The 13585-nt window shown below is 56.3% G+C and carries 14 protein-coding genes; all 14 read left to right on the forward strand.

The window, feature by feature from the left end:
• Positions 1-143 precede the first annotated feature (143 nt).
• Positions 144-914, forward strand: coding sequence for a Rossmann-like domain-containing protein (locus HMPREF9334_RS00850; RefSeq protein ID WP_006691619.1), 771 nt, complete (start codon positions 144-146; stop codon positions 912-914).
• Positions 915-1313: 399 nt separating this feature from the next.
• Positions 1314-2435, forward strand: coding sequence for a tRNA guanosine(34) transglycosylase Tgt (tgt, locus tag HMPREF9334_RS00855; protein ID WP_006691620.1), 1122 nt, complete (start codon positions 1314-1316; stop codon positions 2433-2435).
• 26 nt (positions 2436-2461) lie between these two features.
• Complete coding sequence (gene yajC / locus HMPREF9334_RS00860) at positions 2462-2740, forward strand: preprotein translocase subunit YajC (RefSeq protein ID WP_006691621.1); 279 nt, start codon at positions 2462-2464, stop codon at positions 2738-2740.
• Positions 2740-3357: a 5-formyltetrahydrofolate cyclo-ligase gene (locus HMPREF9334_RS00865; protein ID WP_006691622.1), complete on the forward strand. Its 618-nt coding sequence runs from the start codon at positions 2740-2742 to the stop codon at positions 3355-3357. Before yajC ends, HMPREF9334_RS00865 begins: the two co-directional genes overlap by 1 nt.
• A gap of 33 nt (positions 3358-3390) precedes the next feature.
• The gene (secD, locus tag HMPREF9334_RS00870) at positions 3391-4623 is read left to right on the forward strand and encodes a protein translocase subunit SecD (RefSeq protein ID WP_039957064.1); all 1233 of its coding nucleotides are present in this window, start codon (positions 3391-3393) and stop codon (positions 4621-4623) included.
• Entirely contained in the window at positions 4616-5533 is a 918-nt protein-coding gene (gene secF, locus HMPREF9334_RS00875) for a protein translocase subunit SecF (protein ID WP_006691624.1), read from the forward strand. Before secD ends, secF begins: the two co-directional genes overlap by 8 nt.
• Before the next feature lie 54 nt (positions 5534-5587).
• Entirely contained in the window at positions 5588-7579 is a 1992-nt protein-coding gene (recJ, locus tag HMPREF9334_RS00880; RefSeq protein WP_006691625.1) for a single-stranded-DNA-specific exonuclease RecJ, read from the forward strand.
• On the forward strand, positions 7569-9800 hold the full coding sequence (locus tag HMPREF9334_RS00885) for a RelA/SpoT family protein (protein WP_006691626.1): 2232 nt from the start codon (positions 7569-7571) through the stop codon (positions 9798-9800). Before recJ ends, HMPREF9334_RS00885 begins: the two co-directional genes overlap by 11 nt.
• 76 nt (positions 9801-9876) lie before the next feature.
• On the forward strand, positions 9877-10128 hold the full coding sequence (locus HMPREF9334_RS00890) for an IreB family regulatory phosphoprotein (protein ID WP_006691627.1): 252 nt from the start codon (positions 9877-9879) through the stop codon (positions 10126-10128).
• Positions 10125-10550, forward strand: coding sequence for a Holliday junction resolvase RuvX (gene ruvX, locus HMPREF9334_RS00895; RefSeq protein ID WP_006691628.1), 426 nt, complete (start codon positions 10125-10127; stop codon positions 10548-10550). The genes HMPREF9334_RS00890 and ruvX overlap by 4 nt, the downstream gene beginning before the upstream one ends.
• Before the next feature lie 12 nt (positions 10551-10562).
• Entirely contained in the window at positions 10563-10865 is a 303-nt protein-coding gene (locus tag HMPREF9334_RS00900) for a DUF1292 domain-containing protein (RefSeq protein WP_006691629.1), read from the forward strand.
• Positions 10866-10944: 79 nt separating this feature from the next.
• Entirely contained in the window at positions 10945-12042 is a 1098-nt protein-coding gene (gene mltG, locus HMPREF9334_RS00905; protein ID WP_006691630.1) for an endolytic transglycosylase MltG, read from the forward strand.
• Between the two features lie 16 nt (positions 12043-12058).
• Positions 12059-13297 carry a peptidase U32 family protein gene (locus HMPREF9334_RS00910; protein WP_006691631.1) on the forward strand — a complete coding sequence of 413 codons (1239 nt, stop codon included), beginning with the start codon at positions 12059-12061 and terminating at the stop codon, positions 13295-13297.
• Positions 13297-13578 carry an acylphosphatase gene (locus HMPREF9334_RS00915; protein WP_039957065.1) on the forward strand — a complete coding sequence of 94 codons (282 nt, stop codon included), beginning with the start codon at positions 13297-13299 and terminating at the stop codon, positions 13576-13578. Before HMPREF9334_RS00910 ends, HMPREF9334_RS00915 begins: the two co-directional genes overlap by 1 nt.
• Positions 13579-13585: the final 7 nt, after the last annotated feature.

Raw genomic sequence — 13585 nt, forward strand, 5'->3', positions numbered from 1 at the left:
TATCCACGCCGAGGAGGAAGTTTGCTCCTTCTGCCGGATGATAGAGCTTGTCCTGATCGTCCCCGCAAAAGAACTGTTTACGCACCCTTGGAACGAGGCAACAAAGAAGTTCCTCGGGATTACGAAATGAGTGAAGAAGCAACATGACGAAAGAAGAGTTGTTTGGACGGCTGCGCAGCCGCTTTGGCGAGGTCTTGCGGCGGTATCATATGGAGGATGATGCGGTCGACATTACTTGCCGCTCTCTGACACCGGAGGAGGCGATTGGCAGTCATACGAAGCGCATGGATTTCCCGATCCTGACGGGAAAGGATGTGATGATACAGGCGGAGTATCGGGGGTGCAAGGGGCAGGCGTTTACCGATGCGCCCGCAGAATATCATGGCAGGCTGAAGGATGTACTGACCATGGATCTGTGCGGTGATCGATATGCGCGAAGTCTCTTTCTGGCGACGCTCAATGCGGTCATAGGCGCAGTTGGCCTCTGTGTCGGAACCAGTCACTGCCGCAACGATGGCCCGGAACAATGCGCGATGGATATTCGCTCGTATCTGGATGAGTTCTATCCAAATGTCAAGCGCATCGGACAGGTGGGATTCCAGCCGGCGATGGTGGAGATGTTGGTGAACTCAAACTATGAGGTTCGCGTCATGGACTTGAATCCGCAGAACATCGGGCAGATCAAATACGGCATTCAGATTGAAAATGGTGCTGACCCGAAGGCAAAAGATGATATTGTCAAAAACTATGCTGATATTATCTTTTGTACGGGCAGTACGCTTGCCAATGGAACCATCGTGGACTATCTGGATGTTCAGCCGGAGGTTCATTTCTACGGCATAACGGCAGCGGGTGCTTGTGCCCTGCTAGGACTGAAGCGTCTTTGCTTTGCCCATCGGTATGAGGCATCATAAATCTCGCGTATCTCTTCGGGCAAAAAATCAAAAAAGGTGCGGCATAAAGGGGGATCCTCGTGCAGCACCTATTTTTGTATGCGACGGGATACGAGATTATCAGGGCTTGCTGGATTTATCCTTGTGTTCCGTAATCATCCTTTGCAATATTTGACAAATAGCATGGGAAGCACTGATAAATTCAGTCGCGCCATATTAGTGTATCTTTTTTGCCCGCTCAATGCCTGCAAATCCTCCATATAGCTTTGGCTATGCGTCCGGTTTGCTGCCTCAATCGGACAGAAAAATCTACGCCAATCTGACGAACTTCATTTTATCAGCGATTCCCATGGATTTGTGTTTTGAAAATCTCTCGCTTTTGTGTTATGATACAGGGTGTTTTGAGATGGGAGGGTATGAGTGGCAGCGATAACATATGAGCTGATTCGCAAAGACGAGACGACGGGTGCACGTGCGGGCGTGATCCACACGCCGCACGGGAGCTTTCCGACGCCCATCTTCATGCCTGTGGGCACGCAGGCGACGGTCAAGGGCGTATCGCCTGACGAACTGCGTGAACTTGGTGCGGGCATCATCCTCAGCAATACCTATCATCTCTTTCTCCGCCCCGGCATGGAGCTCGTGCGCGAGGCGGGCGGGCTGCATCGGTTCATGCACTGGGACGGCGCAATCCTCACGGACAGCGGCGGCTTTCAGGTGTTCAGTCTTGGCGACCTCCGCAAGATCACCGAGGAGGGCGCGACATTCCGCTCGCACATCGACGGATCGAAGAAGTTTCTGTCGCCCGAGGTATCGATGGAGGTGCAGAAAGCACTCGGCTCGGATATTGTCATGGCGTTCGACGAGTGTATCCCGTATCCTGCCGACCACACCTATGCAAAGGCATCGACGGAGCGCACGCAGCGGTGGCTCGTGCGCTGTCGTGACGCAATGGCGGATGCAGAGGGGCAGGGGCTTTTTGGCATTGTGCAAGGCGGTATGTACCGCGACTTGCGTGCGTGGCACGCCGCCGAGGTGACGGCACTTGAACTGCCGGGCTATGCCATCGGAGGCCTGAGTGTCGGCGAGCCGCACGAACTGATGGAGGAGATCCTCTCCTACACGGTGGAGTTGCTTCCTGCCAACAAGCCACGCTATCTCATGGGGGTCGGTACGCCGGACTACCTTCTCACGGGTGTACGGCACGGAATCGATATGTTCGACTGCGTTTTCCCGACGCGCGTGGCGCGCAACGGTATGGCGATGACGTGGACGGGGCGGCTCGTGATGAAGAACGCCGTGCATACGCACGACCATACGGTGATCGAGGAGGGCTGCGGCTGCTATACCTGCCGCAACGGCTATACACGGGCGTACATCCGTCATCTCGTGCGTGCCGAGGAGATCTTTGGTCTGCGTCTCCTGACGCTGCACAATCTTTACTTCTTGCAGGAGTTCATGCGGCGTATGCGTGCGGCGATTATTGCGGGGACGTTCTCCGCATTTTATCAGGATTTTATGAATCACTATCATAAAAAATAAGGTTATTAAATGAAGGAGTTGTATTTATGGATGCAGAAATGATGGCACAGCTGAGCTCGTGGGGGCCCATTATCATATTGGTGCTCTTCTTTTATTTTCTCCTCTATCGTCCGCAGAAGCAGGCGCAGAAGAAGCGTGATGCCATGCTTGCCGCGCTGAAAGTTGGCGATGAGATCATCACGCTCGGCGGGATGCACGGCAAGATCACGGCACTTGATGATAAGAGCGTGACGCTGCGTGTGGCAGACGGCGTGAACATCGTGTTTGAACGCTCGGCGATCAGTGCTGTGAATACGTCCGAGTGATGCGGCGTATGGCAGATGAGATTTTAGCGGAACAAAAGAGCATACTGCGGCGGGAGATGCTTGCCCGCCGCCGTGTATTTTCGGCGGCGGAGCGCAAAGATGCGAGCCGCACCATATGTGCGCGCGCGGCACAGCTGTCCGCGCTGAAGGCCGCGCAGACCATTATGCTCTATGCCTCCATGGCAGAGGAGATTGATCTGGTTCCGTTCATGGAGACCCTGCTCGCGGACGGACGGCGTATCGTCCTGCCTGAGATCACGGGCAGGGGGACGATGGAGGCGCGGGAGCTGCCCGCGATCGATGCGCTGACGGACGGTGTCTTCGGTATAGCAACACCGGATCCCACGCGCGGCAGCATTGTCCCCCCCGAGGAGATTGATGTTATCATTGTCCCGGGAGCGGCATTTTCTTCGGACGGCGGACGTTTGGGGCTGGGCGGTGGTTACTATGACCGTTTCCTGCCGCGTGCGCGAAACGCCGTGCGGGTTGTGCTCGCCTTTGATTTTCAGATTGTTCCCGATGTCCCAATGGGCGTGCAGGACGCCCGCGTCGATGTCATTTTGACCGAGCGGCGCATGATTTCCTGCAATGGATACTACCTTGAGGAAGAGGTGTGAGGACTGTTGAGACAACATAGTCTGTTAAAGCTGGTGATTTCGATTGTGGTCATCATCGGCGCGTTTTTTTTCCTAGTTCAGCCGCTCGCGAGCTCGATTCGGCAGGGACTTGACCTGCAGGGCGGAACGCACGTCGTTTTGGAGGCGGTCGATACGGAGCAGGCGCAGGTCAACGACGATGCGATGAACCGCGTCATTGCCATCATGGAGAAGCGCGTCAACTCGCTTGGACTGACCGAGCCAATCATCCAGCGCGAGGGGGAGCGCCGCGTCATCATCGAACTGCCGGGCATCAAGGATCCAGATGCTGCGATCCGAACGATCGGCAAGACGGCGATGCTCGAGTTCCGCGACGAAGAGGGGCATACGGTGCTCACGGGTACGGATCTGAAGGATGCACAGGCATCGACGAATCCGCAGTCGGGGCAGAACGTTGTCAACCTGGAGTTCTCGGATGAGGGCGCACAGAAATTTGCCGATCTCACGATGAAGAACGTCGGGCGTACGATTGCGATCCTGCTCGACGGCGAGGTGCTGACTGCGCCGAACGTGCGTGAGCCGATTCTCGGCGGGCGTGCGGAGATCACGGGGCAGAAGACGCTTGAGGAGGCGCAGAACCTCGCGGTCGTCCTGCGCAGCGGCGCGCTGCCCGTGAAGGTTGAGATCATCGAGACGCGCACGGTCGGCCCGACGCTCGGACAGGATTCGAAGGACAAATCCCAGTTTGCCTTTGTCATCGGGCTTGGTGCAGTCGTTCTCTTCATGGTCTTCTTCTACCATCTTTCGGGATTCATCGCAGATGTAGCCCTGATGGCATACACGGTCATGCTGCTCGGCATTCTCTATCTAATGGATGCGACATTGACCTTGCCGGGCGTTGCTGGAATCATCCTCTCCATCGGTATGGCGGTCGATGCAAACGTCCTTATCTTCGAGCATTTCAAGGAGGAGTATCAGGTCAATCGAAAGTCCCTGCGGCTTGCAATGGATGCGGGCTTCAAGCGTGCGTTTACGACGATCTTTGACTCGAATGTCACAACGCTGATTGCTGCGGGCGTGCTTTTCTTCCTCGGAACGGGGACGATTCGCGGCTTTGCGATCACGCTCGGTGTCGGTACGATCCTTTCGATGTTTACGGCGATTACACTGACGCAGTATCTGCTGAAGCTCATGATTAACTCGAAGCTGTCCGACAGTCCATGGCTCTACGGTGCGAACGGCTTCATGCTCGGTGTGAAGAAGAAGGGGGATGAGAAGAATGCCTAAGTTCGATATTGCGGGACATCGGAAAATCTGGTTTCTCATCTCCCTCGTGCTCATCATCCCCGGGTTGATCTGCATGGGGGTACGTGGCTTCAACTTCGGCATCGACTTCACGGGCGGGACGATCATCGACCTGCGCTTTGAGCAGGCGGTCACGCTCTCCGATGTGCGTTCGAGCCTTGCGAAATACGATCTCGATGGGAGCACGATTCAGCTTGCGGGGGCGGAGTCCGGCATCGAGTCTTCCGAGAACGTCATGATCCGCACGATCGACCTCGAGGAGAACCAGCGCAAGGAGGTTATGGCGTCGCTCACGCAGGATGTCGGCCCCTATACCGTGCTCCGCGAGGAGAAGGTCGGCGCGACCATCGGCGGAGAGCTGATTACAAATGCGGTGCTCGCACTTGTAATCTCGTGGGCACTCATCATCCTCTACGTCGCCTATCGCTTTGAGTGGCGATTCGGCGTATCGGCAGTGCTTGCGCTCATCCACGATATCATCATCGTGCTTGCTGTATTCTCGTTTACCCAGCGTCAGATTGACTCGTCCTTTATTGCGGCGCTGCTCACAATCGTTGGATACTCGATCAATGATACCATTGTTATCTTCGACCGCATCCGCGAGAATTTGAAACTGCATTTCAGGCGCGGCGGCGATGTGAACGAGCTTGTTAATACCTCCATCTATCAGACACTGACGCGTTCGCTCTACACGGTATTCACCGTTCTGTTTACAACGTTCGCACTCTATTGGTTCGGCGGCGAGACGACGAAGGATTTCGCATTTGCGCTTCTCGTCGGTTTTGCGTGCGGCTGTTACTCCTCTATCTTTATCGCGAGCCAGCTTTGGATCGAGCTGAGAAATCGCACGGAGCGGCGGCCGGCTGCCAAACCGGCTGCGGTGGAGGGGTAAAGAAAAGAGCCTGTCCCATGACAGGCTCTTTTCCTATTGGAAAGGGGGGAGACTATGCTGAAAGAATGGATTGTGCACGAGGAGACTGCGGAGGGCAATGTCCTCGCGCACGCATTGGGGACTGCGCCGATCATCGGACAGATTCTGTGGCATCGCGGCATCAGGACAGAGGCGGCGGCACGAGCATTTCTCCATCCGGAGAATGATCCGTTCCATGATCCCTTTCTCATGAGGGATATGGAAAAGGCAGCAGCGCGGATCATGCGCGCGATTCGCGGCGGGGAGCAGATTGTTGTCTATGGGGACTACGATGTGGACGGGATGACCTCGACCACGCTCTTGATGAAAAATATCCGTGCACTCGGCGGCACGGTCTCCTACTATATCCCGAATCGCTTTACGGAGGGATACGGCATCAACGGAGCGGCACTGCGTCAGATTGCAGCGGAGGGATGTGGGCTGCTCGTTACAGTGGACTGCGGCATTGCTTCTGTACAGACGGTTGCGGATATGGAGCGGGGGATGGACATCATCATCACCGATCATCACTTGCCGGGGAGCACACTGCCACCCGCCTACACCGTCGTCAATCCACATCGTTTGGACTGTCCCTATCCTGATAAGGAGCTTGCGGGGGTCGGCGTTGCGTTCAAGCTCGTGCAGGCGCTTTGGCAGATGGCGGAGCAGCGTCTCTATACAGATGACATGGATATCGTTGCACTTGGAACAGTTGCAGATCTTGTTCCGCTTGTCGGGGAGAACCGCAAGATTGTTCAGATGGGGCTGCGGGTGATGTCGGAGAACCCTTCCGAGGGCATTGCGGCACTGATCCGCGTTGCAGGGCTTGAGGGGAAGGCGATCAATACGGGTATGGTCGGCTTCCAGTTAGCTCCGCGTCTCAATGCTGCGGGGCGCATCGAGACCGCGCGGCACGGTGTGGAGCTGCTCCTCTCTGCGGACGCGCAGGAGGCGGATCGGACCGCGGGCGAACTGAACATGCTCAACACGGAGCGTCGCGATTTGGAACAGAGAATACTCACAGCGGCGGAAGCAATGCTCACGGATTTTACCCCCGATGTGCCCGCTATCGTGGTTGCGGGTGAGGACTGGAACGCCGGTGTCATCGGTATTGTCGCATCCCGTCTCGTCGAGAAATACTACCGTCCGAGTATCGTGCTTACGCGGCAGGGGGATGTCTACAAGGGGTCATGCCGCAGTATCACAGGTCTGCATATATATGAAGCTCTTGCCGCATGCAGAGAGACACTCATCCAATTCGGCGGGCACGAAATGGCGGCTGGGCTGACGCTTGCGCGTGATCGCGTGGAGGATTTTCGGCGTGCGTTCGCGAACTATGTAAATACGCATTTGACAATAGCGGACTTTACACCGAAGATCTCCATTGAGGGGATCTTCGCCCCTGCGGACTGGATGCTTGCGATGGTGGAGCAGCTCACTCTGCTTGAGCCGTACGGCATGGGCAATCCGCGCCCCGTCTTTGGGGTTAGGGATCTGCGTCCGCAGTCGGCGGCGGCGATTGGCGCGGAGGGAAAGCATCTGCGCATGGAGGTCGGAACGCGTACGCAGCACGTGGCAGCGCTCTACTGGAATGCGGGGGATCTCGCCGAGCTCGTGACAGAGGAGGCAGGGGATTTTGCCTACACGCCGAACATCAACGAGTGGCAGGGGATGCGCTCCGTGCAGTGCATGGTGGACTCCATCATGCCCGCCGCACATGAGCGCGTCTTTCCGAATCGCGATCTGCTGAAAGCAGTCTATACGTTTCTCAGCCGGCTGCGCGATGGGACGGATCGGATTCCGTACGGGGAAATTGCGCTTACACGTCATTTTTCACGTGAGGTTTTCCATGTTTCGAGGTATACGATGGAAACGTCCCTGTGTATTTTTCGCGAACTCGGACTGCTCGCACCTCTGACGGAGGGCGGCTGGCAGTTCATCCCGCCGACAGGAAAAATGGATCTTACGGATGCGCCGACCTTTCGTCGGCATGAGGACAGAAAGGGGGATATGAACGATGGCGGATGATGCTCAAAGGGGTGTCACCATAGATATGATTTTGGATAAGGTGCGCTCTTATCAGGCGGATGCCGATCTTGCGAAGATACGGAAAGCATACGACTGTGCGGAGAAGGCGCACAGCGGACAGGTTCGCATCTCAGGCGATGCCTACATCGTCCATCCGCTCAACGTCGCCTATATCCTCACGGGACTTCACCTCGATGACGAGACGATCTGCGCCGCACTCCTGCACGATGTGGTGGAGGATACCTGTGCGACGCTTGAGGAGATGGATGCGGAGTTCGGCAGGAACATCATGGAGCTCATCGACGGTGTGACGAAGCTCGGACGCATCGAGTATATGTCCAAGGAGGATGTCAAGCTCGAGAACTACCGCAAGATGTTCCTCGCGATGGCGAAGGACATCCGCGTCATCATGATAAAACTCGCGGATCGCCTGCACAATATGCGGACGCTCAAGTATATGCGCGAGGACAAGCGTCAGCGCATCGCCAAGGAGACCATCGAGGTCTACGCACCGCTCGCGAACAGGCTCGGCATTTCCAGCATCAAGGTGGAGCTCGAGGATCTCTGTCTGCGCTACCTCGAACCAGAGGCGTACTATGCGCTGGTCGAGGAGGTCAAGCACAAGCGGCAGGAGCGGCAGGAGTTTATACGGGAGTCGATTCGGCAGATTCGTGAGAAACTCGAAGCCGCGGGAATTGAGGCGGAGATCAAGGGACGTGCGAAGCATTTTTACAGCATCTACCGCAAGATGAAGCGCGATAACAAGAGTGTGAGTGAGATCTATGATCTCTCCGCTGTGCGCGTGCTCGTCTCCTCGGTCAAGGACTGCTACGGTGTGCTCGGGGTCATTCACGCGATGTGGAAGCCGATCCCCGGCAGGTTCAAGGACTACATTGCCATGCCAAAGTCGAATGGCTATCAGTCCCTGCACACAACCGTCATGACGCATGGCGATCCGCTCGAGATACAGATTCGAACGAAGGCGATGCACCAAGTCTCCGAGTTCGGCGTTGCCGCGCATTGGAAGTACAAGGAGGCGGGGCGCAGCATCGGCGCGACCGACGAGAACGATCAGAAGATGTCGTGGCTGCGCCAGATGGTCAGCCTGCAGAAGGAATACGACGATCCGAAGGAATTCTTCGAGGCCCTGAAGCTCGATGTGTTCTCGGATGAGGTCTTTGTCTTTACGCCGCGCGGCGATGTCATCGACCTGCCGAAGGGGTCGAACCCGATTGACTTTGCCTATCACATCCACACGGAGATCGGTCACCGCTGTGTCGGCGCGAAGGTTAACGGAAAGATTGTGCCGCTCGAATACAAGCTCAAGAACGGCGACATCGTGTCGATTGTCACAAACAAGGGGGGAGGCGGTCCGAGCCCCGATTGGCTGAATACGGTCGCCTCCTCTGCGACGCGCAGCAAGATCCGCGCGTGGTTCAAGAAGGAGAACCGCGAGGAGAATGTCGAGCGCGGCATGAACCTCATCCGTGACGAGGCAAAGCGACTCGGCTACGCGCCGAAGGAACTGACGGCGGGCGGGCGGCTCGGCAAGGTTGCGGAGAAACTCAACGTGCAAAGCGAGGACGATCTCCTAGCTGCACTCGGTTACGGTGGTGTCTCTCTGCGCGGTGTCATGACGAAGCTCATTGAGCTTCACCAACAGGCGATCAAGGACAGCACGCCACCCGAGGTCTCGCAGATGCTCTCCGAGCTCAAGGCACCGCGTCGCGGCAAGCGCAAGAAGGCGAGTCACGGCGTCCTCGTCGAGGGCGAGGGCGGCTATCTCGTGCGTCTTGCACGCTGCTGCAACCCGATCCCCGGCGATCCCATCACGGGGTACATCACGCGCGGGCGCGGCGTATCCGTGCACCGCTCTGACTGTCCGAATGTGCTCAACGATACAGAGTTTACGCGTGTGATTGAGGTGAGCTGGGACATCGGGCTCGACAAGGACTATATTGTTGGCATTGAGATTATATGCAACGACCGCAACGGTATGCTCGCTGAACTCCTCGCCGTACCCGCCGAGATGAAGGTCAACATTCACACCGTCAACGCAACCCCGAATCGCCGGAACAAGACCTCAACCGTCCTCCTCGGGCTCAACGTCAGCAACATCGATCAGGTCACCCAGGTCATGACGAAAATGCGTCTGCTCAAGGATGTTTACCGCGTCACACGTACCATCGGCAGCTCGGCACTCCCGAACGGGGAGGTGTGACCCTTTCTGTCACATTGTTTTTTCGCATATTTTGTGGTAATATCAAGCGTATCAATTCCCCTGTGAGGTGAAACTAATGGAAGATCAGAAAACAATGATGTTCTCCTTCGGCGAGGACAAGCCGAAAGCGGACACTGTCATACGCGAGGCCGCCGCAGCAATGCGGGAAAAGGGATACAACCCCATCAATCAGCTGGTCGGCTATCTGCTCTCGGGTGATCCGGCGTATGTCACAAGCCATCATGACGCGCGGAGCAAGATTCGCAGCCTGGAGCGCGACGAACTTCTCGATGAACTTGTGCGGTTCTATCTGGAGCATGAGAAGTGAAGCGCTATCTCTCACTGGACATCGGCGACGCGACGATCGGCATTGCCGTCAGCGACCTGCTCGGGCTCACGGCGCAGGGCGTTGAGACAATCCGCCGCACAGAGCTCTCTGCTGATCTCGACCGGCTTGCACAGCTTGTGCAGGAGTATGAGCCCACGGGCTTTGTCGCAGGGCTGCCGAGGCACATGAACGGAGATGAGGGGGAACGCTGTGATATTGTCCGCGCCTTTATGGCAGAGGTGGCAGAACGGTTTCCATCGGTTGCAATCCACTACTGGGATGAGCGTCTGTCGACGGTCGCTGCCGCGCGTGCTCTCATCGCAGCAGATGTCTCGCGTAAGAAGCGGCGCAAGGTTATCGACAAGATGGCGGCGGTCTACATATTGCAGGGATTTTTGGATCGGCAGCAGCATTTGAAATAAAGGAGAAGTCAAATGGCAGATCACGAAGAACTTCACGATGATGATGTCATCGTTGTGATGACGAATGAGGACGGCGACGAGTTTTACTATCGTGAGGAGATGATTATTCCAATCGGGGAGGATCGCTTTGCCGTGCTGGTCGCGCTGAATGTTTCCTCCGAGGAAGATCTTGAGAACGCCGAGGAAGGCGACGAGGCGACAATTGCGAAGATTGTCATGGATGACGATGGTGAAGAAATCTACACGGATCCAACGGATGAGGAGTTTGATGCGGTGCGCCGCGCTTACGAACTGATCGAAGACGAGGAAGAGTGAGAATGAACGGCTGTCATCCGAGGGAGATGACAGCTTTTTCTCATCAGTAAGGCAGCCGCAGGAGAGAGGGAGGATTTGCTTGAAGGAGTCGTTGCAGGGAATATGGGACTTCTTGAAGACCAATGGTTTGCGGCAGGCGTTTGATGCCGTCTACCGTGGAAGGGGAACACCGCTCCAGAAAAAAATTGTGTTCGGGATTCCGGTGCTGGGGATCTTATTCTTTTTGATTGTTCTCCTCGTTATCGTTCCGTTGTCCGAAGCACCGTCCCGTACAGGAGCGTCGGGGACACAGATCTACTTTACCGTTCGTCCGGGCATGAGCGTGCGTGAGATCGGGAAAGAACTGCATGAGCGCGGTGTCATCGACAGTGAGACAAAGTTCTGGTGGACGGCAAAGCTGAACGGCTTTGAAAACAAGGTCAAGAGCGGTACCTTTGCACTGGAGACGGGCATGGGCGAACGCGATGCTCTTGAGATGCTGGTCTATGGCAATACGGTGACGATACGATTCACGATTCCCGAGGGCTTCGGTGTGCGTGAGATTGCCGCACGGCTCGAGGACGAGGGGCTGGTAAAGGCGGATGATTTTATCGCGCGTGCCAAGACCTACCGCCCCTACCCGTACATTGAGGAGCATGAGAACGTCCGTTATGCGGCAGAGGGGTTTCTCTTTCCCGATACCTATGAGATCAACGGTGCGTTTGACACCGCACGCATCATGGAGATGATGGCGGAGAACTTTGACCGCCGTCTGACAAAGGAGATGCGCGACCGTGCGAAAGAGATGAACCTCTCGATCTACGAGCTTGTGACGCTTGCCTCGCTTGTCGAAAAGGAGGCGTATCACGAGGAGGATCGTCCGATCATCGCACAGATCTTTTTGAAGCGTCTGCGCATTGGTATGCCCCTGCAGGCGGACCCCACTGTGCAGTATCTCCTTGACGTGCCGAAGGAGGATCTGCTCTACCGTGATACGGAGATCGAATCTCCGTACAACACCTATCAAAATGTCGGACTGCCGCCGGGACCGATCGCAAGCCCCGGTACGGCATCATTGAATGCGGTATTGCACCCAGCGGATACGAACTATCTGTACTTCGTCGCCGACCGGAATGGCAACAATTATTATGCGACGAACTACGCGGATCATCTCGATCTTGTTGATCGAGTACGCTGAAGTATTGGGAGGCTGAATGAGAAAAAGACCGGAGCTGCTCGCACCCGCGGGAACGATGGAGAAGCTGCAGATGGCACTCGCCTATGGTGCGGATGCCGCGTATCTTGGCGGTGCACAGTTCGGCTTGCGTGCGTTCGGCGGCAACTTCACGGACGAGGAGATACGAGCGGCGGTGCGGCTCGCACACAGGGCAGGGAAGAAGATCTATGTGACCGTCAATGTGTTCCCGCACAATGATGATCTTGTCTCCCTGCCGGATTATCTGCGTACTCTCTCTGAGGCAGAGGTGGATGCCGTGCTCGTTGCCGATCTCGGTGTCTTTATGCTTGCGCGTGAGGTCGTGCCTACTCTGTCTGTGCATATCAGCACACAGGCGAACAATGTCAACTGGCGCACGGTACACGCGTGGCAGGAACTCGGTGCGGAGCGCGTTGTGCTCGCGCGGGAGCTTTCGCGCGAGGAGATACGTGAGATTCGCCGACATACCGACGTGGAACTGGAGCTGTTTGTACACGGGGCGATGTGCATCTCCTACTCGGGACGATGCCTACTCAGCAGCTATTTTACGGGGCGCGACGCGAACCGCGGCGAATGTGCGCAGTCCTGCCGTTGGAAGTATGCACTCGTGGAGATGTCGCGTCCCGGGGAATACTACCCCGTCGAGGAAGATGAGCGCGGTACCTACATCATGAACTCGAAGGATCTCTGCCTTCTGCCATATCTGGATGAGGTGGTCGACTGTAGGATTGACAGCCTAAAGATCGAGGGGCGTATGAAGAGTGTCCACTATGTCGCGAGCGTGGTCAAGGCATACCGCATGGCGCTCGATGCTTGCCTTTCGGGGAAAACGTATGAGGTGCGGGCAGAGTGGCGGGCGGAGCTGGAAAAGGTCTCGCACCGCGCCTACACCACGGGATTTTTCTTTGGAAAGACAACGACGGAAGATCAGATCTATGGGTCATCCTCCTACGAACAAACCTCGGATTTTGTCGGACTGGTGCGTTCCTATGACACAGAAAAACGGCTTGCGACGGTGGAACAGCGCAACAACATGAAGCTCGGGCAGGAGATCGAGATCTTTCAGCCTGTGGGCGCGCCCTTTCGACAGGAACTTGCCGAGATGTGGGACGCGGATGGACGGGAGATCACGGCAGCACCGCATCCACAGCAGATTGTCCGTATACGTATGGAACAGCCGGTTGAGGTGAGCAGTATTTTGCGTCGCGATGTACCGATGAAGAAGGAGGAGCGATGATGGCAAATGTGATTCGTCGCTATGCATGTGCTGCAGGGCGTGTGCAGGGCGTAGGATTTCGCATGTTCGTGCGCCAACAAGCGGTGATGAATGACATCACGGGGTGGGTGATGAATATGTCCGACGGTACGGTGACGATGGAGCTGCAGGGCGATGCCAATGCCGTCGAGGCTGCCTTTACCGCGATGCGTGCGGGCAATTATTTCATTCATGTGGAGCGTCTGGATATTGAGGAGCGTGAACCTGTGGACGGAGAGCGGGATTTCACCATCAAATATTAGGAGTGTA

The sequence above is a fragment of the Centipeda infelix ATCC 43532 genome (assembly GCF_000234095.1).
GTDB classification, from domain to species: domain Bacteria; phylum Bacillota; class Negativicutes; order Selenomonadales; family Selenomonadaceae; genus Centipeda; species Centipeda infelix.

Bases quoted from the DNA above. Each gene is read 5' to 3' on its own strand.
- HMPREF9334_RS00850 (WP_006691619.1), top strand. From the start codon at position 144: ATGACGAAAGAAGAGTTGTTTGGACGGCTGCGCAGCCGCTTTGGCGAG.
- recJ (WP_006691625.1), top strand. From the start codon at position 5,588: ATGCTGAAAGAATGGATTGTGCACGAGGAGACTGCGGAGGGCAATGTC.
- yajC (WP_006691621.1), top strand. From the start codon at position 2,462: ATGGATGCAGAAATGATGGCACAGCTGAGCTCGTGGGGGCCCATTATC.
- HMPREF9334_RS00900 (WP_006691629.1), top strand. From the start codon at position 10,563: ATGGCAGATCACGAAGAACTTCACGATGATGATGTCATCGTTGTGATG.
- HMPREF9334_RS00910 (WP_006691631.1), top strand. From the start codon at position 12,059: ATGAGAAAAAGACCGGAGCTGCTCGCACCCGCGGGAACGATGGAGAAG.
- HMPREF9334_RS00890 (WP_006691627.1), top strand. From the start codon at position 9,877: ATGGAAGATCAGAAAACAATGATGTTCTCCTTCGGCGAGGACAAGCCG.
- HMPREF9334_RS00915 (WP_039957065.1), top strand. From the start codon at position 13,297: ATGGCAAATGTGATTCGTCGCTATGCATGTGCTGCAGGGCGTGTGCAG.
- HMPREF9334_RS00865 (WP_006691622.1), top strand. From the start codon at position 2,740: ATGCGGCGTATGGCAGATGAGATTTTAGCGGAACAAAAGAGCATACTG.
- HMPREF9334_RS00885 (WP_006691626.1), top strand. From the start codon at position 7,569: ATGGCGGATGATGCTCAAAGGGGTGTCACCATAGATATGATTTTGGAT.
- secF (WP_006691624.1), top strand. From the start codon at position 4,616: ATGCCTAAGTTCGATATTGCGGGACATCGGAAAATCTGGTTTCTCATC.